The following is a 23,059-nucleotide window of genomic DNA, read 5'->3' on the forward strand; positions in this document are numbered from 1 at the left end:
CCATGAGCATGACTGAACGCCCCCGGGGGCTGGAACCCCTGCGCGAGACCATCGCGCGGCACGGGCTGGACGCACGCAAGGCGCTGGGACAGCATTTCCTGCTGGACCCGGCGATTACGGCGCGTATCGCGGCGCTGGCGGGGGATCTGGCGGGCCAGCATGTGGTGGAAGTCGGCCCCGGCCCCGGTGGCCTGACCCGCGCGCTGCTGGATACCAGTGCCGCCAGCATTGTCGCGGTGGAAGTGGACACGCGGGCGGTTGCCGTCATTACGGAACTTGCCGCCCTGGCACCCGGCCGCCTGCACATAATCGAAGCCGACGCCATGCGGCGCGACCTGACCACACTGTGCCCCGCCCCACGACAGATCATCGCCAACCTGCCCTATAATGTCGGCACGCCGCTGCTGGTAGGGTGGTTGCGGCAGGCTGCTGCGTGGTCACGGCTGACGCTGATGTTCCAGCAGGAAGTGGCCGAACGTATCTGCGCAGCCCCCGGTTCTGCGCATTACGGCAGGCTGGGCGTGCTGGCGCAGTGGACGTGTCGCTGCGGTGTGCAGATGCATATTCCCCCCGGCGCATTTTCCCCACCGCCCAAGGTCCATTCGGCCGTGGTCGGGCTGATTCCCCATGCGCAGCAGCCCGAAGCGGCCGTTTTCCGCGCCATGGAACAGGTTACGGCAGCGGCATTTGGCCAGCGGCGCAAGATGCTGCGCGGGGCGCTGAAATCCATCGGGGGGGAAGCCCTGCTGGCTGAAGCCGGCATCGACGGTAGCCGCCGGGCCGAGACGCTGGACATTGCCGAATTTGACCGACTGGCCCGCCTTCATGCCCGCAGGGCCGCGACACTATCCTGATCCTGCCCATCCACTGGCTGTGGGGCATACATGTAATCACGCGACAGGGGCACGGCATCAATCTCGCGTACCAGCTGCAACTGGAAATTCAGGTGTCCCTGCACGCGAAAGGCCAGTTCGGACACCACAAGGTAGAATTCGAACATGCGGCAGAAACGTTCGTCATACAGCCGCGCGACCTGCTGGCGCCGTGCCGCGAAACGGCTGCGCCAGTGGGCGATGGTACGCGCGTAATGCAGACGCCAGATCTCGCAATCCGTCAGCCATAGCCCGGCGCGTTCCACCGCGCTGACGGCTTCACTGACCGCCGGGGAATAGCCGCCGGGGAAAATGTAGCGATCAATCCATGGATTGGTGACGCCCGGCCCCTCCCTGCGGCCAATGGAATGCAGGACCATTACGCCATGGGGCTGCAGGGCCGCGCGCATGGTGGCGAAAAACGCCGGATAATGGGCCACGCCCACATGTTCGAACATGCCGATGGAAACGATCCGGTCATAGCGCCTGCTGACGGCGCGGTAATCCAGCAGTTCAAAGCGTACGCGTCCATCCAGCCCAGCCGCCCGCGCACGCTGGCGGGCAATATGCAGCTGTTCCACTGACAGGGTAATGCCCGTCACCTGCGCGCCGTAATCGCGCGCCAGCGTCAGGGCCATGCCACCCCAGCCACAGCCGACATCCAGAACGCTCATACCGGGATGTGAAAGGTGCAGCTTGGCCGCCAGATGGTGTTTCTTGGCCACCTGCGCCTGTGCCAGCGTTTCATGGCCCGTGGGGAAATAACCGCACGAATACTGCATGTCCTCATCAAGGAAGTGACGGTACAGCCTGCTGTCCAGATCATAATGATGCGCCACGTTCCGCCGCGCCCGCCGCAGGGTATTATGTTGCAGCCAGGTCCGCGCGATATAGCGCAGGGAGCCAAAGATCCGCTCCCCCGCGGGGCTGCGGCGCATCACATTGAGCATGAGCACATGCAGCAGGTCATACAGCGTGCACCCCACCGGACGCAGCGTGCCCGCCATGTAGGCTTCCCCCACCTTCAGCGCGGGATCAAGCAGCAGGGCGCGCACCGTTTCCCCATCCGCGATCCACATGCCCGCCTGTGGCCCGGGACCGCCCACATACACGCGCCTGTCACCGCCGGGATAATGGACATCCAGCCGTCCCAGGGTAATGAAATGCATAAAGGCCCGGTCCAGCAATACAGGTGCCATTGGCCTGCTTCCTTCACGCATATGCGCCTGGCAACAAGCCCCATGCGCCCGCCCCGGAAACGGCAAAAGCCCGGAAGAGTTTCCTCTTCCGGGCTTTTGTAACCGGTCAGACGCCCCGAACGGGACGACAGATCAGGTCAATCAGACAGCCGGGGTTTCCTCGACGGCGGTTTCTTCCGAAACTTCGCCTTCGGTTACCGCGCTTTCTTCGGCCAGGACCTGTTCGTCGTCCTGATCGACGCCGATTTCCTCACCACGCGCCTGACGTTCCGCTTCTTCTTCAGAACGGGCAACGTTGACGGTGACCTGCATGGTCACTTCCGGGTGCAGGGCGACGCTGACTTCATACAGGCCAAGCTGCTTGATCGGCTCGGGCAGGATGACCTGGTTGCGGCCGATGGTCAGGCCGGCCTTGGTCGCTGCTTCCGCGATATCACGGGTCGTGACGGAACCATACAGGCTGCCGCTGTCACCAGCCTGACGGATCAGGATGACGGACAGGCCGTGCATCCGCTCGGACAGGCGCTCGGCCTCCTCGCGGTTCTTGAGGTTCTGGGCCTCAAGCTGTGCACGTTCACGTTCGAAACGTTCGCGGTTATGTGCATTTGCGCGGATCGCCTTGCCCTGGGGCAGCAGGAAGTTACGGGCATAGCCCGGCTTCACCGTGACGATCTCGCCCATCTGGCCCAGCTTCTCGACGCGCTGGAGCAGGATGAGTTCTACTGCGGACATGGTTCTGCCTCCCTCAGCTTACAATGTAGGGCAGCAGGGCCAGGAAACGCGCGCGCTTGATGGCCTGGGCCAGTTCACGCTGCTTCTTGGCGGACACTGCCGTGATGCGGCTGGGAACGATCTTGCCACGTTCGGACAGGAAGCGGCTCAGCAGGCGCACGTCCTTGTAGTCGATCTTCGGCGCGTTGGGGCCGGAGAACGGGCAGGACTTGCGACGACGGTAGAACGGGCGGCGCGCGCCAACCGCAACGCGGCGGGCGGCGGGATTAATCTCGGTTGATTCGGACATCAGCTCTTACTCCGCTTCGGCGCTGGCAGTGGCGTTGGCGCGCTGCTGTTCTTCACGCTCGTTACGGGCGCGGAACTCCTCGCGGTCATCGAAATTACGGCGCGTGCCGCGACCGCTTTCAAAACGGCCAGTGGGCTTGGGCCCACGGAAGCCACGCTCACGCTCGTCACCCTTGCGCGACAGGATGACCGACGGTGCTTCGTCAATCTCATCCACACGCAGGGTCAGCACGCGCAGAACGTCTTCGTTCAGGCTGAGCTGACGCTCGATTTCCTTGATCGCGGCGGAAGAACCATCCAGGCCCAGAAGCATGTAATGCCCCTTGCGGTTCTTCTTGATACGGTAAGCCAGCGTGCGCAGGCCCCAGTATTCACGCTTCTTGACGGAACCGGATTCCGCTTCAAGCTGTGCGGCGATGCCATCAGCGATGGCTTCGACCTGCTGCTGCGACACGTCATTACGTGCGATCAGCACGGTTTCATACAACGGCATTGGAACTCCCTTCGGATCGCTTCAACCCCCGCATGGACGGACACGGTCCGCCATGTTGCCACCAGGGCACGGGTATAGCCGGGGGCGATGCCACGCACCCGGCAGGGAAGAGGCGGTTTGAAACACAAACCAGACCGACAGACAAGAGAAAAGTCAGGCAAACGACCTTTTAATCGGCTCCAGCCACGTAAAGACCGGCGTGGGCCTGACATCCTGCGGACGGTCATGGCGGAAACCGGTCACGGCCTTGACCAGTTCCAGCGGCACATCAAGCATGCTGCCCGGACCACGCGGGTCCGCCAGTCCCCGTTCCACCGCGGCAAAGGCCTTTTTATGCAGTTCGGGCAACGCGTCCGGCGCGTCCCCTTCTATATCCAGATCCAGATAGTCATTGTTACGACCGTCATGCTGGACGGTCCAGATTTCTTCGCCATCTGCATAGCCTGCGGCCTGACTGACCGGATCAACCATAGCAACATCGCACGTGATCAGCCTGCCCGCACGGCACAGGGTCCTGCGGTCGTAATTGGAAATCAGGCCACTGTCGTTATTGGTGCGGATGACAAACCAGCCATTGGGAAGGTCAGCAATTGCATAGGGCGATTCATCATTCGGGTCCGGCTTCCCGCTATCACGCAGGCCAAGGGCTTCCAGCAGCGCCGCGCGGTCAACACCATGAAATTTATAGTACGATGTATCGAAATCCATACGCCCCTCTCCTTACGAATACGAAAGGAGAAATGGTTGCGGCAGCTCGTTATAACAAGTGCCGGGATCACGTTTTCTTGTACCTGAACTGCCTTTTATTCAATCCAGACGCAGACGCTCCGGCACCTTCAGCCCCAACATATTGGGAATGTTCCAGATTTCATGAATTGTCCGCACCTTGCGAAAACCAGCCCGCTGGTAGTTGGGGAGCGCACGCGGATGGTCTGCCGAACATGTGTTGACCCGCAGCACCGCCGGATTCATGGCCCATGCACGCGCCACCATCTGGTGCAGGAAAACCTGCCCGACCCCACGGCCGATCCATGCGGGTAACAGCCCGAAATAGGCGATATTGATATCGGGGGCATACCGGCTGTCGAGTTCGCAGAATCCCGCGGGCACATCGCCATCATACAGCACATGCACGCCAATGCCCGAACTGGACAGCAGGCCCGCAAGCTCACTGTCGGGCATGACCCGACGCAGCCACCAGCAGTAATCCGCGCCCACGGCGTCATACAGGCCACGATACCAGGCAACACCGGGACGGAAGGTCTGCCGGATGCTGTAGCCGTGCGGCAGGGCTGGCGGAGCGCCGGGGGGCGCGCGGTCCATGCACAGGAACGTCACGTCCACCCCGACCCGTGTTCCATCACCGCCCGGTTCGTCACGGGCAGCGGGGCATGGAACCTCAGTTATCATCAAGGAAGGAACGCAGCTTACGGCTCCGGCTGGGGTGCTTGAGCTTACGCAGGGCCTTGGCCTCGATCTGGCGGATACGCTCACGCGTCACGTTGAACTGCTGGCCTACTTCCTCCAGCGTGTGATCGGTGTTCATGCCGATGCCAAAGCGCATGCGCAGCACACGTTCCTCACGCGGGGTCAACGAAGACAGCACCCGGGTCGTGGCTTCACGCAGGTTGGTCTGGATCGCGGCATCAAGCGGGATGACGGCGGCCTTGTCCTCGATAAAGTCGCCAAGGTGGCTGTCCTCCTCATCCCCGATCGGGGTTTCGAGGGAGATCGGCTCCTTGGCGATCTTGAGCACCTTGCGTACCTTTTCCAGCGGCATGCCCAGCTTTTCGGCCAGCTCCTCCGGTGCGGGCTCGCGCCCGATTTCGTGCAGCATCTGGCGCGATGTGCGGACCAGCTTGTTGATCGTCTCGATCATGTGGACCGGGATACGGATGGTCCGCGCCTGATCGGCGATGGAACGCGTGATGGCCTGGCGGATCCACCACGTGGCATAGGTGGAAAACTTGTAGCCACGGCGGTATTCGAATTTGTCCACCGCCTTCATCAGGCCAATATTGCCTTCCTGAATCAGGTCAAGGAACTGCAGGCCACGATTGGTATATTTCTTGGCGATCGAGATCACGAGACGCAGGTTGGCCTCGATCATCTCCTTCTTGGCGCGCGCCGAATCCCGCTCACCACGCGACACGGTGGCATAGACGCGGCGGAATTCACCCACCGGCAGGCCGGTTTCCTGCGTCAGGTCGGCCACCTGGTTACGCAGGCGGATCACCGTCTCGCCATGCTTGGCAAGGAAGTTCTTCCACGACTTGGCCGGCAGGGTTGCGACCATGTCCATCCAGCCGGGATCCAGTTCACGGCCACGATATTTGATCAGGAAGTCATCACGCGACACGCGGGTGCTTTCCGCCAGCCGCAGCATGCGCCCTTCCAGTCCGTTCAGGCGCTGGAAGATTTCCTTCAGGTGTTCGACCAGTACCTCGATACGCGCATTGTGCAGGTGGACCTGCTGGACCTTGCCCACCAGTTCCATGCGCAGCTGTTCGTAACGGCTTTCGTCCTCGGCGGAGATTTCCTCACCCGCCGTGAATTTTTCCAGCCGTTCGGCCTGCACCTTGTGCAGGGCTGCGTACAGCGCCTCGACTTCCTCGAACTGTTCAAGGATTTCCGGCTTCAGCTTTTCCTCAAGCGCGGACAGCGACAGGCCGGCACCTTCGCCTTCGCCCTCACCTTCGCCCTCTGTTTCCTCGGCTTCCTCGCTTTCGCCGCCTTCGTTCTCGCCAAAGGCTTCCTCGCCTTCAGCCGCCTCGACGGGATCGTTGCCGCCGGACTGCATGGCCTCGAGATCAACGATGTCGCGTAGCAGCATTTCACCGGCCTTGAGCCGTTCGTGCCACGAAATGATGGCGCGGAAGGTCAGCGGGCTTTCGCACAGCCCGCCGATCATCTCGTCCCGGCCAGCCTCGATCCGCTTGGCGATCGCAATTTCGCCTTCACGCGACAGCAGTTCGACCGAACCCATCTCGCGCAGATACATACGCACCGGGTCATCGGTGCGGCCCAGGCTTTCGGTATCGACGTTACCGGCGGCGGGTTCCTCGCTCTCGCTTTCTTCCTCGGCGGTATCGTCGCTCTTGGTTTCAGCGGGGGGCTGGGTTTCCGTTTCGTCGTTGTCCTCGTTTTCGACAACCTGCATGCCCATTTCCGACAGGGCCGCCATCACGTCCTCGATCTGTTCAGAGGACATCTGGTCCTGCGGCAGGACGGCATTGAGTTCGTCGAAAGTGATGTAACCGCGTTCCTTGCCGCGGGCGATCAGTTTCTTGACGGCGCCGGACCGGGTGTCCAGCAGGGTCGTATCGTTGTCCTGATCCCCTGAAGCCGTGTCCGTACCCGTGGCTGTCTTTGTCGCCATGCCCGATCAATCCCTACCCAGCAAATCCGTTTACGCAAGCGCGCACACCCTGCCCGCGCATAGTGGCCGTTCCCCTTTCCGCCCGCCGGTATGTAGCGGGACAGGATACGGCCAATCATACCGTTTTCATCTGCTTTTGTCTGGTGCAGGTGGTCGATAACATGGCCGAAGTCAAGGGTTGGCGCGGTTCATTTCATGCATTCTGTCAATTTTCCGCCTTATTCATCAAGGTCGGTCCCTCCCCGGCGCAGGGTGTCAAGCGCCAGCAGGCGCGTGCGCAGGCTGGCCCATGCGGCCTCATCCAGATCGCCCGTGCACATCCGTTCGGTATCGGCACGAATTTCGGCAGCAAAACGTTCAACATTCAACAAAGCGTAAAAATGCCACCACTCATGCCGGGGGTCGGTCCCGAACAGGTCGTCATCCCCGTGCCCACCCGCGCGCCGCCCGCGTACGGCCCGCACGCGCTGGCATACCTCATCCAGTCCCGCGGTGGACAGGCAGGCCGCCAGTTCATCGGGCGGTGGCAGTTCGCCCCGGACGTCATACAGATCCAGCAGTTCTTCGCGCAGGGCGGCAAGGTCGGCAGGCAGTTCAAGGCGGCAATAGGCGTCCTGCACTTCATCCAGCACGCCGGGCTGTTCAAGGATGATGGCGCTGAGGATGCACTGGCGCTGCAGGTCCGCATCCATGGGGGCGACGGGGGACGTGGCGACACTGGCTTTTTTGACGCCGCCGCGCGCACCATTGCGGCGGAAGGTCTGAAAAAAACTGTCCAGCAGGGTGGATCGGTATTCGGACGCCAGCGCCTTGTCGGGAATCAGGCCCGCGACCTCCACCAGCCTGCGGCGCAGGGCCGCGCGCTGTTCGGGGCCGGGGGCGCGCACGCCCTCGCTCAGCAGACCGAACAGGACTTCGCCCATCGGGCGGGCACCCGCAATCAGGGCGGCCATGCCAGCAGCGCCATCGCGCCGCACCAGACTGTCGGGATCATCATTTTCGGGCAGGACGCAAAAGCGCAGGCTGCGGTCCACGTTCAGCAGTGGCAGCGCGGTTTCCGCCGCCTTCACCGCCGCGCGCTGGCCCGCCGCATCCCCATCGAAACACAGCACCGGGGCCGGAGCGACCTGCCACAGGGCTTCAAGCTGTTCGGATGTCAGCGCTGTGCCCAGCGGGGCCACGGCACCACGAAAACCGGCCTGATGCAGGGCGATCACATCCATGTAGCCTTCCACCACCAGCAGGTCGGACGCCACCCCCGTGCCGCGCACGGCCTCACGCGCGCGGTCCAGGCCGAACAGCACCCGACGCTTGGAAAAAATGGCGGTTTCCGGACCATTGAGGTATTTGGGCTGGCCATCGCCCAGTATGCGCCCGCCAAAGGACACCAGCCGCCCGCGCCGGTCACGGATGGGAAATGTCACACGGTTGAAAAACAGTTCACGCGACGGCGTGCCGTCCTCATCCGCGCGCATCACGCCCGCGTCGCGCAGCATGGCGGGGGTTATGTCCAGCGCCGCCATCTCGCCAACCAGGCCGCCGCGCCCTTCCCCCGACCAGCCGAGACCGAAGGCCGCGATGGTTTCATCCGTCAGGCCACGGCCCCGCAGGTAGGCCAGCCCTTCGCGCCCCTCCGGCTGGTACAGCCTGCGCTGCCATGATGCCTGCACCGCGTCCAGCACCTCGCCCAGCGTGCGGGCGCGCGCTGCCTGCTCGCGCTGGTTGCGGTCGGGTTTCGGCATTTCCATGCCAGCGGCGGTGGCCAGCTCCTCCACCGCTTCGGGGAAGGAACGGCCCTCGCTCTGCATCACGAACGTGATGACATCGCCATGCGCCTGACAGCCGAAGCAGTGGTAATGGTCGTCATAAACGTAGAAGGATGGCGTCTTTTCCCCGTGGAAGGGGCAGCACGCCTTCCAGTTCTTTCCTGAACGCACCAGCTTCGTCCGCCGCCCGATGATGGGGGCGATAGGCGTACGGGCACGCAGTTCATCAAGAAATGCGGGGTCAAGCGCCATCGTGTCGTGTGCCCCCTGCCTCAGGCGGCAAGGCGTGCGCGCACTACGGCGGAGGCGCGTGCGGGGTCAAGGGCCGCGCCAAACTGTTCCTTCAGCGCCGCCATGACCTTGCCCATATCCTTCATGGAGGTGGCGTCGGTGCGTTCGATGGCTTCGCGCACGGCAGCCTCGATGGTGGCGTCATCCAGATCTGGCGGCAGGTAGTCACGGATGATCGCGATTTCAGCGTTTTCCTTTTCCGCCAGTTCGGGGCGACCACCCTTTTCATACATCGCGGCCGATTCCGCACGGGACTTGATCATGCCACGCAGCATGGAAATCACGGCTTCGTCGCTCACCTGATCCTCGCCTTTGGCGCGACCGGCGATATCGACATCCTTCAGCTTTGCGGTGATCATGCGGATGGTGCCAACCTTTTCACTCTGGCCTGCCTTCATGGCGGCTTTCAGGTCATCCATGAAACGTGCGCGCAAGGACATGACTGTCAACTCCTCTGCCCGGCGGGCGGGGCGGGATGCCCCGTTCGTGCCGGGAATAATTTTCCCATCATCTCATTTCACAGGCATGTGGGAATTTTCTTCCCAATCACCAGAGACGCTGTTAGGCAATACTCCCGGAAGGGACATCATCCAATGCCGATGACGATAGAAAGCATTATCGAACGCCTTGGCGGCGCCGAACAGGCCGCCCGGCTGACGGGCGTCAGCACCGAGGCCATTCGCAAATGGCGGCAGGCCCGCGCCATTCCGCCCAAGCACTGGACCACCGTGCTGCGGGCCACCGGCCTGTCACTGTCCGACCTGCAACCCGACACAGAATCCGACCGACCGGAGCCCATGATGAGCACGTCAAACCCGATCGCACCGGCCGACAGGCCAAAAGCCGCGACAGCCGCCCTGATCCTGGCGGATGGCACCATTATGTGGGGCCGCGGATTCGGCGCACACAGCACGGAGCGCGCGCTGGGCGAGATCTGTTTTTCTACCGGCATGACCGGATATCAGGAAACGCTGACCGACCCGTCCTTCGCGGGGCAGATCATCACCTTCACTTTCCCCCATATCGGCAATACCGGCACCACGCCGAAAGATGATGAGGCCGTCCGCGTGCATGCCCGCGCGCTGGTGGTCAAGGAAGACCTGACGGCGCCAGCCAACTGGCGTTCGACCGAATCGCTGGATGCATGGCTGAAGGCGCAGGGCATTCCGGGCATCTGCGGCATCGACACCCGCGCCATCACACGCCGCATCCGCGAAGGCGGCCCGCAGACGGCCATCGTGGCCTACCCCGCCGACGGCAGGTTCGACATTCCTGCCCTGCAGGCACAGGCACGTGCATGGCCGGGGCTGGAGGGCATGGACCTTGCGGGGGAAGTCACCTGCGCCAGCTCCTACACATGGGCCGAAGGTGTATGGCAGTGGCCGCACGGCACAGCTCCCCTGCCCGCGAAGCGCCGTAAGGTGGTTGCGGTTGATTACGGGGCCAAGCGCAACATCCTGCGCTGCCTTGCCACCGCAGGCTGCGACGTGACCGTTGTGCCCGCGACCGCAACGGCTGAGGACATCCTCGCCCTGGACCCCGCGGGCGTGTTCCTGTCCAACGGTCCGGGCGACCCGGCGGCGACGGCAAAATATGCGGTCCCGGCCATTCAGGGCGTGCTTGCAGCGGGCAAGCCGGTATTCGGCATCTGCCTGGGCCACCAGCTTCTGGCACTGGCGCTGGGGGCAAAGACCTACAAGCTGGCGCGGGGCCACCGCGGGGCGAACCAGCCGGTCAAGGACCTGGCGACGGGCAAGGTGGAAATCACCAGCCAGAACCACGGCTTCGCAGTGGATGACACATCCCTGCCCAACGACGTGCGCGCCACCCATACCAGCCTGTTTGACGGGTCGAACGAAGGCATCGCCACCAGTCGTTATCCGGCGTTTTCGGTGCAGTACCACCCCGAAGCCAGCCCCGGCCCGTCCGACAGCCATTACCTGTTCCGCCGTTTTGTCGATCTGATCGACACCACAACCAAGACCGCGTGAAAGCCGACCCATGCCAAAACGGACAGACATCAGCTCCATCCTGATTATCGGCGCCGGCCCGATCGTTATCGGCCAGGCGTGCGAATTCGACTATTCCGGCGCGCAGGCCTGCAAGGCCCTGAAGGAAGAAGGCTACCGCGTCATTCTGGTCAACTCCAACCCCGCCACGATCATGACCGATCCGGGGCTGGCGGATGCGACCTATATCGAACCGATCACCCCGGAATTCGTCGAACGCATCATACTGCGTGAAAAGCCCGACGCCGTGCTGCCCACCATGGGCGGCCAGACCGCGCTGAACACCGCGATGGCGCTGGACAAGTCGGGCTTTTTGAAAAAGCACAATGTCGAACTGATCGGCGCGAACGCCGAAGTGATCGACCGTGCCGAGGACCGGCAGAAATTTCGCGAGGCGATGGACGAGATCGGCATCGAAAGCCCGCGCAGCCTGATCGCCCACACGCTGGAGGAAGCCCGCAGCGCGCTGACCACGGTCGGCCTGCCCGCGGTCATCCGCCCGTCGTTCACCATGGGCGGCTCGGGCGGTGGCATCGCTTACAACAGGGAGGAGTTCGACCGCATCGTCTCCTCCGGGCTGGACGCCTCCCCCACCACGGAAGTCCTGATCGAGGAATCCGTGCTGGGCTGGAAGGAATATGAGATGGAGGTCGTGCGCGACACGGCTGACAACTGCATCATCATCTGCTCCATCGAAAACATCGACCCGATGGGCGTGCATACCGGTGATTCCATTACGGTTGCCCCGGCGCTGACGCTGACGGACAAGGAATACCAGCGCCTGCGTGACATGTCGCTGGCATGCCTGCGCAAGATCGGGGTGGAAACCGGCGGGTCGAACGTGCAGTTCGGCATCAATCCCGTCGATGGCCGCGTCGTGGTGATCGAGATGAACCCGCGCGTGTCGCGTTCCTCCGCCCTTGCATCCAAGGCCACGGGCTTCCCGATCGCGAAGGTCGCGGCCAAGCTTGCGGTGGGCTATACGCTGGATGAGCTGACCAACGACATCACCGGCAGCACGCCGGCATCGTTCGAACCGACGATTGATTACGTCGTGGTCAAGATCCCCCGCTTCACGTTCGAGAAATTCCCCGGCACCCCCGCCCTGCTGTCCACCAGCATGAAGTCGGTTGGCGAGGCGATGGCCATTGGCCGTTCCTTCCCCGAAGCACTGCAGAAGGGCCTGCGGTCCATGGAAATCGGGCTGGCTGGCCTTGATCCGGTGGAAGCACCGGGCGATGGCGGGCCTGACGCCTTCCGCGCCGCCCTGTCGCAGCCCCGCCCGGAGCGTATCCTGATGGCGGCACAGGCCCTGCGCGCGGGGCTGAGTGTGGAGGACATTCACGACGCCTGCCGGTTCGAGCCCTGGTTCCTGCGCGAACTGGCCAAGATTGTCGCAGCCGAACACACGGTGGTGCGTGATGGCCTGCCGGAGGACGCCGACAGCCTGCGCATGCTCAAGGCCATGGGCTTTTCCGACATCCAGCTGGCGCGTCTGTCGGGCACCAATGCGGATGAAATCGCGAAACTGCGCGAAAGCCGTGGCGTGCTGCCGGTCTACAAGCGCATCGATACCTGCGCCGGTGAGTTCGCGTCCCCCACGCCATACATGTATTCGTCCTATGAAGGCGGGTACGGCGTGCCGGAATGCGAAAGCAGGCCAACGGACCGCAAGAAGATCGTCATTCTTGGCGGCGGGCCAAACCGTATCGGCCAGGGGATCGAGTTCGACTACTGCTGCGTCCATGCCGCCTACGCATTGCGTGAGGCCGGTTTCGAGACGATCATGGTCAACTGCAACCCCGAAACCGTCTCGACCGATTACGATACGTCGGACCGCCTGTATTTCGAACCGCTGACAGCGGAAGACGTGATCGCCCTGATCCGTCGTGAACAGGAAAACGGCACCGTGCTGGGCTGCATTGTCCAGTATGGCGGCCAGACGCCGCTTAAGCTGTCGCGCGCGCTGGAAGCCGCGGGCATCCCGCTGCTGGGCACGCCCGCCGATGCGATCGACCGCGCGGAGGACCGTGAGCGCTTCCAGGCCATGCTGCACAAGCTGGGCCTGCGCCAGCCCGCGAACGGCATCGCCCGCAGCCCGGCGGAAGCCGAAGCGGTGGCTGAGAAAATCGGCTACCCTGTCGTGGTCCGCCCGTCTTACGTACTGGGCGGGCGCGCGATGGAAATCGTGCATGACCGCGCCAGCCTGCAGCGTTACATGCGCGTGGCCCTGCAGCTTGCCGGCGCCGAAGTCGCCAACGGTCCCGTGCTGATCGACCATTACCTGAACGATGCGATCGAGGCGGATGTGGACTGCATCGCCGATGGCGGCGAGGTGTATGTCGCGGGCGTGATGGAACATATCGAGGAAGCGGGCATCCATTCCGGTGACAGCGCGTGTTCGCTGCCGCCCTACACCCTGTCGCCCGCCATCGTGACCGAACTGAAAAGCCAGACCGAAGCCATGGCCCGCGAACTGGGCATTGTGGGCCTGATGAACGTGCAGTACGCGATCAAGGGGCAGGAGATTTTCGTGCTGGAGGTCAACCCGCGTGCCTCGCGCACCGTGCCGTTCGTGGCCAAGGCCACCGGGGTTCCGGTCGCCAAGATCGGCGCGCGCGTCATGGCGGGTGCGAAGCTGGGTGAATTCCGCCTTGATGACCGCGCGGTGGCCCCGCATGTCGCGGTGAAGGAAGCGGTATTCCCCTTCAACCGCTTCCCCGACGTGGACACGATCCTTGGCCCCGAAATGCGCTCCACGGGCGAAGTGATGGGCCTTGACGCCTCGTTCGAACGGGCATTCGCCAAGTCACAGCTTGCCGCTGGCGTGAAGCTGCCCCTGTCGGGAACGGTGTTCCTGTCGGTGCGCGACAGCGACAAGCCCGCGGTAAAATCCATCGGCCGCCTGCTGTCGGACATGGGCTTCCACATCGTGGCGACGCGCGGCACGGCAAAATGCCTGCGTGAAGCGGGCGTGAATGTGGACGTGGTCAACAAGGTGCTGGAAGGCCGCCCCAACTGTGTCGACGCCATCCGGTCGGGCGATGTCCAGATGGTCATCAATACCGCACAGGGGGCGCAGGCGGTCAGCGACAGTTTCGACATCCGCCGTTCGGCGCTGACGCATGGCATTCCCCACTACACCACCATCGCGGGCGCACGCGCCGCGACGCATGCCATTTCGGCCATGCGCGAGGGGGTTCTTGAAGTCGCGCCCCTTCAATCCTATTTTAAGGGATCATTCTGAGCGTATCGCATCAAAACGGGTGGCCTGCCGGTCCAAAACCGGCGGCCACCCGCGTTGCATTAATGCGATGGGCCCAGACACGGCAACCAACAGTCAGTTGTGGAAACTGACCTTCACCTCGGGGACAAACCTTGCAGAAATTTCCGATGACAGGCCCCGGCCTGGAACGGCTTGAAGACGAACTGCGCAAGCTCAAGAGTGAAGAACGCCCCGCGATCATTCGCGCGATCGCCGAAGCGCGGAGCCACGGCGATCTTTCGGAAAACGCGGAATACCACGCAGCCCGTGAACGCCAGTCCTTTACCGAAGGGCGGATTCAGGAACTGGAAGAAATCGTCTCCTCAGCCGAGGTCATCGACCCCGCCTCCCTGTCGGGCGACCAGGTGAAATTCGGCGCACGCGTCAAGCTGGTTGATGAAGAAACCGACAAGGAAGCGACCTACCAGATCGTTGGCGTGTACGAAGCCGACATCAAGCAGGGGCTTCTGTCCATTTCCTCGCCGCTTGCCAAATCGCTGATCGGCAAGAGCATTGGTGACAGCGTGTCCGTCCCCGCCCCCGGTGGTGACCGGACGTATGAAATCCTGGAAGTCACCTACGGCTAGGCGTACCAACCGTGATCACGCTTGAAGACATCACCGCCGCCGCACAGCGGATAAAGGGGCGCGTACTGCACACGCCCACCGTACCCTGCCAGACACTGTCGCGCGCGACGGGCGCGGATATCGTGCTCAAGCTCGATAACCTGCAGGCTGTCGGTTCATTCAAGGAACGCGGGGCGGCCAACAAGCTGGCCCTGCTGACCCCGCGCGAACGCGAACGCGGCGTCATTACCGTTTCAGCCGGCAACCATGCACAGGGCGTCGCCCGACATGCCTCCCTGCTGGGCATTGACGCGGTGATTGTCATGCCGCGCTTCACTCCTGCCGCCAAGGTTACGCGCACCGCCGCGTGGGGGGCGACGGTGGTGCTGGAAGGTGACAGCTTCGCCGAAGCAACCGCGCATGCCAACATGCTGTGCCAGCGCGAGGGCCGGGTATTCGTCCACCCCTATGACGACCCAGAAGTCATGGCCGGTCAGGGCACCTTTGCTCTTGAACTGTTCGAGGATGCGGGACCGCTGGACACCTTCGTCTGCCCCATCGGCGGTGGCGGCCTGCTGTCAGGCTGTGCGGTGGCCGGACAGGCCCTGCAGCCGGACATGGACATCATTGGCGTGCAGGTGGAAAATTTTTCATCCCTCGCAGGCTTCCCCGGTGATGAGGTTCTACCGCCAGGTGGTCCCACCATTGCCGAAGGCATCGCGGTGCTGCAGATCGGCCGCCAGCCGCTGGAGGTGATCCGTGAACTGGTGTCGCGCGTTCTGGTCGTGCCCGAAAGCGCGATCGAGACCGCGATCACCATGCTGGCGGAAGGCGCCAAGCAGGTCAGCGAGGGCGCGGGCGCAACCGCCCTTGCCGCCGTGCTGACCTACCCCGAACTGTTCCGGGGCAAGCGGGTGGCGCTGCCGGTAACCGGCGGCAATATCGACAGCCGCATCCTGGCCAACACGCTGCTACGTTCGCTGCTGCGTGACGGACGGCTTCTGTGCCTGAAGATGGAAATACCCGACCGCCCCGGCGTGCTGGCCGACATTTCACGCAAGATCAGCGATGAGGGCGGCAACATCATCGAGGTTTCGCACCAGCGCCTGTTCACAACGCCCAGCGTGCAGGCCGCCGAACTGGAAATCATGGTCGAAGCCCGCGACCCCGACCACGCCCGCGCACTGGAAGCGGAACTGGCCAAGACCTATATCGTGCGCCGCGCCTGAACCCACGGGTTCACGCAATATCACGAAATAAAAACCTGCGAGGTATATTGCCCCGCAGGTTTTTTTAAATTTGATAAATGACCAGAAGTCTTTTGAATGCCGCCCTTTCAAAAAGGCGGCGTTCTTCGACGCCTTGTGAAGAGCGTTTTACCAAAAACTTCTGCTATTTGGTGCCGAACAGACGGTCACCCGCATCCCCAAGGCCGGGACGGATATAGCCATGTTCATCCAGGCCCCGGTCAATGGCACAGGTGACAATGCGTACATCCGGATGGGTCTTGCGCAGGCAGGCGATCCCTTCGGGAGAGGCCAGCAGGCAGACAAAGACCATCCGCCCACACCCTGCCTGCTTCAGCCGGTCAATGCCGGCAACGGCGCTGTGTCCCGTCGCCAGCATGGGATCGACCACCAGGCAGATGCGGTTGCCGACATCATCAGGCAGCTTCAGGTAGTATTCGACCGGTTCCAGCGTTTCGGGATCACGGTACAGCCCGACATGGCCAACCCGCGCCGAGGGCACGAGGTCCAGCAATCCGTCCAGAATCCCGTTCCCCGCCCGCAGGATGGAAATCAGGCACAGCTTCTTGCCCGCCAGCCGCCATGCCTGCATGCGTTCCATGGGGGTATCGATTTCCACCGGTTCCAGTGGCAGGTCCCGCATGGCCTCGTAACCGAGCAGCAGGCTGAGTTCACGCGCAAGACGGCGGAACTCACCCGTTGACGTGTGACGTTCACGCATGAGTGTCAGCTTGTGCTGCACCAGCGGGTGGCTGACGACAACAACGCCTTCATCATGCGTGGCGGCAGGCTGGGTCATATCCATTCCTTTGATCGGGTTCGTTCAGATCAGCTAGCGCCATCACGCGGGACGAAAGTCAATGCCAGTCCGTTCATGCAGTAGCGCAGGCCGGTCGGCGGCGGCCCGTCGGGAAAGACGTGGCCCAGATGGCCATTGCAGTGGGCACAGTGCACTTCCGTGCGGGTCATGCCATGGCTGGTGTCGGTCGTGGTGCCGATTGCGCCCGGAATCGCATCGAAAAACGATGGCCAGCCACTCCCGCTTTCATATTTCGTGCCAGAGCGGAACAGTGGCGTCCCGCAGCCCGCGCAACGATATTCACCAGCACGCTTTTCATTGTTCAGCGGGCTGGAACCGGGGCGTTCCGTCCCATGTTCGCGCAGGATGCGCAGTTGTTCAGGGGTCAGGCAGCCACACTGTGCCCCACTGGTATTGGCGGTATCGGTCATGACGATTTCCTTCCTCCTGCACACGGGCATTTCGCACCCGCTTCTTTTAGGGCATCATGCCACCCAAAATAAAACAGGGAGACAATACCCATGAACGACCAGGCAGATACACACAAGGCACCCCGTCCCGTCATGCTGGCCATCCTTGATGGTTTTGGCTGGCGCGAAGACCCGGCGGACAACGCCGTGCGCTCCGCCCGCACCCCGGCATTCGACAGGCTGTGGCAGGCGGGACCGCATGCCTTCCTCAAGACGTGTGGGGAGGATGTCGGCCTGCCGCAAGGGCAGATGGGCAATTCGGAGGTTGGCCACCTGAATATCGGCGCGGGCCGGGTGGTGATGCAGGAACTGCCGCGCATTTCCACGGAGCTGGCCGACGGGTCGGTGGCGCGCGGCGCAGTCATGCGCGATTTCATCGCCGCACTGAAAAAAAGCGGTGGCACCTGCCATCTCATGGGCCTTGTCTCCCCCGGTGGAGTCCACGCCCATCAGGACCACGCCATAGCGCTTGCCCGCATCGTGCGTGACGCGGGCGTGCCAGTGACCTTCCATATCTTTACCGACGGACGTGACACCGCCCCGCAGTCCGGCCATGGCTATGTCAGCCAGCTTCTGTCCGCGCTGCCCGATGGCGTACGCGTCGGCACCGTATCGGGCCGGTATTACGCCATGGACCGCGACCGTCGCTGGGACCGGGTGGAAAAGGCCTACAATGCCATTGTCGCGGGCGATGGTCCCCACGCGGGCGATCCGCTGGAGGTACTGGACCGCGCGTATGAAGCAGGCACCACGGATGAATTCGTGCCCCCCACCGTTATCGGGGAATATGGCGGCATGCGTGATGGCGACGGCGTGCTGAGCTTCAATTTCCGCGCCGACCGCATCCGGCAGCTGCTCGCTGCCCTGTTGGAACCGAATTTCGATGGCTTCAAACGCGAGAAGCTGGTCAACCCTGCCGCAGTGACCGGCATGACGCGCTACAGTGACCGGCTGGCTGAACTGATTACCGTGCTGTTCCCGCCGCAGGAACTGCATGACCTGCTGGGCGACGTCGTGTCGGCGGCGGGGCTGAAGCAGATCCGCATGGCCGAGACTGAAAAATATCCCCACGTCACCTATTTCCTCAATGGCGGGCGCGAAGGCGAGTTGCCGGGCGAGGACCGGGTAATGGTCCCTTCCCCCAAGGTCGCGACCTATGACCTGCAGCCCGAAATGTCCGCCCCGGAACTGACGGATCGCGCGGTGGAAGCCATCAGAAGCGGTAAATACGACCTGATCGTACTGAACTTCGCCAATGCCGACATGGTGGGTCATACCGGCGTGCTGTCGGCCGCGATCAAGGCGGTCGAAGCCGTGGATCAGGGGTTGGGTCGCATTGCCGACGCCATCCACCATGCCGGTGGCGCGCTGCTGGTCACCGCCGACCATGGCAATGCCGAAACCATGTTCGACCCCGAAACCAATGGCCCGCATACGGCGCATACGCTCAATGTGGTTCCTGTTGTCCTGAGCGGGGTACAGGGGGCGGCCCTGCATGACGGGCGTCTGGCCGACCTCGCGCCCACGCTGCTGCAGCTTATGGGCCTGCCCCAGCCTGCGGCGATGACCGGCCATTCCCTGCTGGACGGGGCCACGCCATCCTGACACCCGGCCTGACCCTGACTGCCCGCTGGCATGGCTGTATGGCCAGCGGGATCGTCCTTGCCTGCTGCATGGCGGTATCGGCCTGGGGCGCGCCCGCATCCCATCATGCCCCGACCGGGACCGGTTCCCATAACGCCCCCCATGCGTCCACCGAGCGCGAGCAGCACATTCGCCAGCAGCTTGAAGCCGCGCGGAGCGCGCGTGAAAGCCTTGTCGCGCGCCAGCAGCAGCAGGCGCATGACCTGGAAGAACGCCGTAAGGTGGAACTCGAAGCCCGCGAACAGGCCCGTCAGGACGCGCAGAAGGCCGCCAGCCTGTCTGCCGCCACGGTCGATGCCACCGCCCGCCTGCAGCATACCGAACAGCAGGCCGCCGACCTGGACAGCCGCATTACCGACCTGCATACCGAACAGGCCGCCCTGCGCCAGCAGCTTGCCCGTGAAGTCGCGCGCCTGTCCCCCCTGCTGCCACTGGCGGAGCGGCTGTCGCTTTACCCGGCGGATACGCTTCTGGCCGTGCCCCTGCCTGCCGACCGCGCGGTCACCGGCCTGCTGGTGGTGCATGGCATGATGGGCGATATCGCCAACCAGGCCCGCGCCATCCATGACCGCCGCACCCGGCTTGCCCAACTGGACGGTGAACTGGCCCAGCAGCAGCAGCAGATGCGCCTGGTGGTCAACGAGCGCGAAACCCGGCGTGATGCGGTCAACCGTGCGGCCCATGCGGCGCTGGAGGCCCAGCAGCGATCCAACGCCGCCGCCGCCTCCGCCACGCAGGCGGTGGAAGAGGCCGCCCGCCGCGCATCCAGCGTGCAGGACGCCATAGCCCGGATCGAGGCGACGGAAGAACAGGCGGAAAAGAACCTGGAAGAAGCCGCCCGCGCCGCCGAACGCGCCCATAACATGCAGGCCGCCGCCGCCGCCCGCAGGCAGGCGCATGACATGGCCACGGGTGCCGGCCCCGGCATTGCCCCCGCCACCAGCGCCAGCGCGGGCGCGCCCGTGGCGGGCACGGTGCTGACCGCATGGGGCCACCCGACCGAAAGCGGCCCGGCCACCGGCATCACCTATGCCCCGCCGTCACGCGCGACCGTGCGCGCGCCATGCACGGGGCGTATTGATTTCGCGGGCGCGTTCCGCACCTATGGGCAGATGATGATCCTTGACTGTGGCAAGCATTACCGCTTCGTGCTGGCGGGACTGGGTGAAATCGCGGTGGCGGCAGGCCAGCAGGTCAGTCACGGCGCGGCAGTAGGACAGATGCCACAATGGAATGGCGGCGGCAGCAGGCCCACCCTGTTCGTGCAGTTGCGCCATGGGGGCAGTACCGTCAATCCGGCCCCCTATCTGTAATATGGGCACGAGACGGTTTTATCCGCATGCAGGTTCGGTATATGCTGCCCACCCGTGACGGATGGGCAAGACCACGTTACAACGCAACGCGAAGAGTACATGCAGGCCAGCCAGATCATGATGGCGGGCATCCAGGAGACAACGACGCATGAAGTTCCGTAATGGCTTGCTGATCGGTTGCGCCTTTCTTGCAGGGATCGCGGCGGCCCCGCAGATTGCACGTTATTCAGCCGGCAGGTGGGGCGATATCGCCCCCATGGCCCATGCGGCGGACACTGTCTCCAAGGATGACAATTCCCCCCACGAAATCGAACAGCTCATGTTCCTGTTCGGTTACGTGCTGGAAAAGGTGAAGGCCAATTATGTCGAGCCGGTCTCGACACGCGACCTGATCACCAATTCCCTGAACGGAATGCTCAGCGGCCTTGACCCGCACAGCTCCTACATGACGGAAAAGCAGTTTTCCGACCTGCAGGTCCAGACCAAGGGATCGTTTGGCGGCCTTGGACTGGAAGTCCAGGGCGAGGATGGGCATGTGCGCGTCGTCTCCCCCATCGACGACACGCCTGCTGCCCGCGCGGGCATCAAGCCTGGTGACTTCATTGTCGCGATCGATGGCAAGAACATCGATGGCCAGCCGCTGGATCAGGTCGTGACCCAGATGCGCGGCAAGCCCGATACCCGCATCACGCTGACGCTGATCCGGGAAAAGGCGCCCAAGCCCATCATCGTCACCCTGACCCGCGCCATCATCCCGCTGCAGGTCATCAAGTCCGCGCTATATGATAACATCGGCTACATCCGAATCGCGCAGTTCAACGAGGAAACGCAGTCCGGCCTGCTGGCCGCGTACAAGAAACTGCAGGCCCAGACCCATAACAGGATGGCGGGCCTGATCATCGACCTGCGATCCGATCCGGGCGGATTGCTGACACAGGCAATCGACGTGGGGTCCGATTTCATCCGCAGCGGTGAAATCGTCTCAACCCGCGCCCGCCATCCACAGGACAGCCAGCGCTGGGACGCCCATAACACCGACATTACCGGCGGCCTGCCGATTGTCGTGCTGATCAATGGTGGCTCGGCTTCAGCCAGTGAAATCGTGGCCGGTGCGCTGCAGGACCACCAGCGCGCCGTGCTGCTGGGTGAAAAGACATTCGGCAAGGGATCGGTGCAGACCATCCTGCCCATCCCCGGTGAAGGCGCGATCCGCCTGACCACGGCGCGGTACTACACCCCGTCGGGCCGTTCCATACAGGGGCTGGGCATCATGCCCGACATTCCCGTGCGTGAAGCGCATGACGACGCGGGCTACAGCATCCACGAAGCGGATCTGGCGCATATCATCAAGAACCGGGGCGGCAATACCGCGCAGCCCCCGTCACGCACCGACCTGCCCGCCATAGCCAAGTCCATTCCGGCGCAGCCGCCCGCCAACTGGCCCACATTCGACCCGACAAAGCCCACGACCGACTTCCAGCTGCAGGAAGGGCTGAGGGTCGTGCGCTCCATGGCAGGACTGCCGGTTGCGGCTGAACCGCCGATTCATGATGACAGGACGCAGGCGACCCCGGTGCCGTCCGCATCCGTCCCCCCCAAGGCCGCAGCGCCTGCGTCCCCCACGACCACGCCTGCGACACCGACCTCGCCCGCAGCACCTGCCGCCCCGGCGGAAAAGGAAGGCCCCACGACACCGCCGCCTGCCCCTCCGGCAACGGCACCTGCCGCGCCTGCCCATCCCTGATCCAGCTGGAAGCCACTACCATGACCGACCTGCCCTATCGCCCCAATGTGGGGGCGCTGCTGTTCAACCGACAGGGCATGGTGCTTGTCGCGCGCCGCACCGACATGGAAGGCGCGGGCGGCCCGCCGGATCAGGGCGTATGGCAGTGCCCGCAGGGCGGCATTGACGAAGGGGAAGATCCGCAGGCCGCCGTCATGCGCGAACTGCATGAGGAAATCGGCACCTGTGCCGCCGAAATCATCGGCACCTATCCCGAATGGCTCAGCTACGACCTGCCAGCGCACCTGATTGGCAGGGCGCTGGGGGGACGTTACCGGGGGCAGACACAGAAATGGTTTGCCCTGCGCTTCACAGGACAGGATTCCGACATCAGGCTGGATACGCACCTGCCTGTGGAATTCGATATGTGGAAATGGGTCAGGCTGGACCAGCTGCCGCACCTGAATGTCGGCATCAAGAAAGATATCTATACGAAGCTTGCGGTGTATTTCGCCCGCTACGCCATGGCCGCCTGAGGCATAAGCCCCGTCTGGACAAGGACAGCCATCGTCCTGCCCCGCAACAGGGGCGCAAGATCCAGATCCGCCATATCCCCTGCCCCGATCCAGCGCAGTTCCGCAATTTCGGCACCAGCATCCGGTGTGCCATGCAACTGCCCGGTCCAGATGCGCGCCTGCACGATAAAGCCGGGTTCATTGGCGGCGACATCGGTAAAATCACCCGCCAGTTCCATGCCCGGCGTCAGGTCACAGCCCAGTTCCTCGCGGATTTCACGCATCAGTGCCTGTTCGGGCCGTTCCCCCGCATCGGGCTTGCCGCCGGGCAGCATGAAGGCGGTCGTGCCGCGCTTGCGCACGACCAGCAGGCGTTCACGCACGATGACCGCCGCACAGACAACCCTGATGACACCCGGCATGTATCCAATTCCCTGCTGTCTTGAGAAAACTGTAAAAGTTTTTCGGTGAAGAATTTTTCAAAAAGC

The 23,059-nt window shown here is 63.4% G+C and carries 21 protein-coding genes; 9 read left to right on the top strand and 12 right to left on the bottom strand.

Going from position 1 to position 23,059, the window contains the following annotated elements; all coding sequences use genetic code 11:
* Window positions 1–2 precede the first annotated feature (2 nt).
* A complete protein-coding gene (gene rsmA / locus ACE2AA_RS07790) occupies window positions 3–854 on the top strand; it encodes a 16S rRNA (adenine(1518)-N(6)/adenine(1519)-N(6))-dimethyltransferase RsmA (protein WP_141260616.1) in 852 nt (283 codons plus the stop codon).
* Here the strand turns inward: rsmA and ACE2AA_RS07795 are convergent.
* The 9 genes from ACE2AA_RS07795 to ACE2AA_RS07835 all read right to left on the bottom strand — a co-directional run bounded on the left by ACE2AA_RS07795 (window position 824) and on the right by ACE2AA_RS07835 (window position 9,460).
* On the bottom strand, window positions 824–2,071 hold the full coding sequence (locus ACE2AA_RS07795) for a cyclopropane-fatty-acyl-phospholipid synthase family protein (RefSeq protein ID WP_141260617.1): 1,248 nt from the start codon (window positions 2,069–2,071) through the stop codon (window positions 824–826). The two genes, rsmA and ACE2AA_RS07795, sit on opposite strands and share 31 nt — an antisense overlap.
* Before the next feature lie 141 nt (window positions 2,072–2,212).
* Window positions 2,213–2,803: a 50S ribosomal protein L9 gene (gene rplI / locus ACE2AA_RS07800; protein WP_141260618.1), complete on the bottom strand. Its 591-nt coding sequence runs from the start codon at window positions 2,801–2,803 to the stop codon at window positions 2,213–2,215.
* Window positions 2,804–2,816: 13 nt separating this feature from the next.
* Window positions 2,817–3,092, bottom strand: coding sequence for a 30S ribosomal protein S18 (rpsR, locus tag ACE2AA_RS07805; RefSeq protein ID WP_007399693.1), 276 nt, complete (start codon window positions 3,090–3,092; stop codon window positions 2,817–2,819).
* Window positions 3,093–3,098: 6 nt separating this feature from the next.
* On the bottom strand, window positions 3,099–3,584 hold the full coding sequence (rpsF, locus tag ACE2AA_RS07810; protein WP_141260619.1) for a 30S ribosomal protein S6: 486 nt from the start codon (window positions 3,582–3,584) through the stop codon (window positions 3,099–3,101).
* 153 nt (window positions 3,585–3,737) lie between these two features.
* The gene (locus ACE2AA_RS07815; protein WP_141260620.1) at window positions 3,738–4,292 is read right to left on the bottom strand and encodes a hypothetical protein; all 555 of its coding nucleotides are present in this window, start codon (window positions 4,290–4,292) and stop codon (window positions 3,738–3,740) included.
* A gap of 99 nt (window positions 4,293–4,391) precedes the next feature.
* Window positions 4,392–4,994: a GNAT family N-acetyltransferase gene (locus tag ACE2AA_RS07820; protein ID WP_141260621.1), complete on the bottom strand. Its 603-nt coding sequence runs from the start codon at window positions 4,992–4,994 to the stop codon at window positions 4,392–4,394.
* Complete coding sequence (gene rpoD / locus ACE2AA_RS07825; protein ID WP_395371993.1) at window positions 4,984–6,963, bottom strand: RNA polymerase sigma factor RpoD; 1,980 nt, start codon at window positions 6,961–6,963, stop codon at window positions 4,984–4,986. Before rpoD ends, ACE2AA_RS07820 begins: the two co-directional genes overlap by 11 nt.
* 218 nt (window positions 6,964–7,181) lie before the next feature.
* Entirely contained in the window at window positions 7,182–8,981 is a 1,800-nt protein-coding gene (gene dnaG / locus ACE2AA_RS07830; RefSeq protein ID WP_395371995.1) for a DNA primase, read from the bottom strand.
* Window positions 8,982–9,001: 20 nt separating this feature from the next.
* Entirely contained in the window at window positions 9,002–9,460 is a 459-nt protein-coding gene (locus tag ACE2AA_RS07835) for a GatB/YqeY domain-containing protein (protein ID WP_141300588.1), read from the bottom strand.
* Window positions 9,461–9,613: 153 nt separating this feature from the next.
* Here ACE2AA_RS07835 and carA point away from each other — a divergent pair, with 153 nt between their 5' ends.
* The 4 genes from carA (at window position 9,614) to ACE2AA_RS07855 (ending at window position 16,089) form a co-directional block, all read left to right on the top strand.
* Window positions 9,614–11,011: a glutamine-hydrolyzing carbamoyl-phosphate synthase small subunit gene (gene carA, locus ACE2AA_RS07840; protein ID WP_395371997.1), complete on the top strand. Its 1,398-nt coding sequence runs from the start codon at window positions 9,614–9,616 to the stop codon at window positions 11,009–11,011.
* A 10-nt stretch (window positions 11,012–11,021) separates the two neighbouring features.
* On the top strand, window positions 11,022–14,276 hold the full coding sequence (gene carB / locus ACE2AA_RS07845; RefSeq protein ID WP_395371998.1) for a carbamoyl-phosphate synthase large subunit: 3,255 nt from the start codon (window positions 11,022–11,024) through the stop codon (window positions 14,274–14,276).
* 131 nt (window positions 14,277–14,407) lie between these two features.
* Window positions 14,408–14,881 carry a transcription elongation factor GreA gene (gene greA / locus ACE2AA_RS07850; RefSeq protein ID WP_019084525.1) on the top strand — a complete coding sequence of 158 codons (474 nt, stop codon included), beginning with the start codon at window positions 14,408–14,410 and terminating at the stop codon, window positions 14,879–14,881.
* A gap of 11 nt (window positions 14,882–14,892) precedes the next feature.
* Window positions 14,893–16,089 (top strand): threonine ammonia-lyase, encoded by a 1,197-nt coding sequence (locus ACE2AA_RS07855; RefSeq protein ID WP_141260627.1) that lies wholly within the window; start codon window positions 14,893–14,895, stop codon window positions 16,087–16,089.
* A gap of 163 nt (window positions 16,090–16,252) precedes the next feature.
* On the opposite strand, the gene upp is transcribed toward ACE2AA_RS07855, so the two are convergent.
* The gene (gene upp, locus ACE2AA_RS07860; RefSeq protein WP_141260628.1) at window positions 16,253–16,912 is read right to left on the bottom strand and encodes a uracil phosphoribosyltransferase; all 660 of its coding nucleotides are present in this window, start codon (window positions 16,910–16,912) and stop codon (window positions 16,253–16,255) included.
* 23 nt (window positions 16,913–16,935) lie between these two features.
* Window positions 16,936–17,337 carry a peptide-methionine (R)-S-oxide reductase MsrB gene (msrB, locus tag ACE2AA_RS07865; protein WP_141260629.1) on the bottom strand — a complete coding sequence of 134 codons (402 nt, stop codon included), beginning with the start codon at window positions 17,335–17,337 and terminating at the stop codon, window positions 16,936–16,938.
* 90 nt (window positions 17,338–17,427) lie between these two features.
* On the opposite strand from msrB, the gene gpmI reads away from it, so the two are divergent.
* The 4 genes from gpmI (at window position 17,428) to ACE2AA_RS07885 (ending at window position 22,592) form a co-directional block, all read left to right on the top strand.
* Entirely contained in the window at window positions 17,428–18,981 is a 1,554-nt protein-coding gene (gene gpmI / locus ACE2AA_RS07870; RefSeq protein ID WP_141300597.1) for a 2,3-bisphosphoglycerate-independent phosphoglycerate mutase, read from the top strand.
* 38 nt (window positions 18,982–19,019) lie between these two features.
* Complete coding sequence (locus ACE2AA_RS07875) at window positions 19,020–20,333, top strand: murein hydrolase activator EnvC (protein ID WP_141260631.1); 1,314 nt, start codon at window positions 19,020–19,022, stop codon at window positions 20,331–20,333.
* A gap of 148 nt (window positions 20,334–20,481) precedes the next feature.
* Window positions 20,482–22,077, top strand: coding sequence for a S41 family peptidase (locus tag ACE2AA_RS07880; RefSeq protein ID WP_141260632.1), 1,596 nt, complete (start codon window positions 20,482–20,484; stop codon window positions 22,075–22,077).
* Between the two features lie 20 nt (window positions 22,078–22,097).
* Window positions 22,098–22,592: an RNA pyrophosphohydrolase gene (locus tag ACE2AA_RS07885; RefSeq protein ID WP_141260633.1), complete on the top strand. Its 495-nt coding sequence runs from the start codon at window positions 22,098–22,100 to the stop codon at window positions 22,590–22,592.
* On the opposite strand, the gene ACE2AA_RS07890 is transcribed toward ACE2AA_RS07885, so the two are convergent.
* Window positions 22,574–22,993 (bottom strand): NUDIX domain-containing protein, encoded by a 420-nt coding sequence (locus ACE2AA_RS07890; protein WP_141260634.1) that lies wholly within the window; start codon window positions 22,991–22,993, stop codon window positions 22,574–22,576. The two genes, ACE2AA_RS07885 and ACE2AA_RS07890, sit on opposite strands and share 19 nt — an antisense overlap.
* Between the last annotated feature and the right edge of the window lie 66 nt (window positions 22,994–23,059).

The organism is Komagataeibacter diospyri, assembly GCF_043995075.1.
GTDB lineage: Bacteria > Pseudomonadota > Alphaproteobacteria > Acetobacterales > Acetobacteraceae > Komagataeibacter > Komagataeibacter diospyri.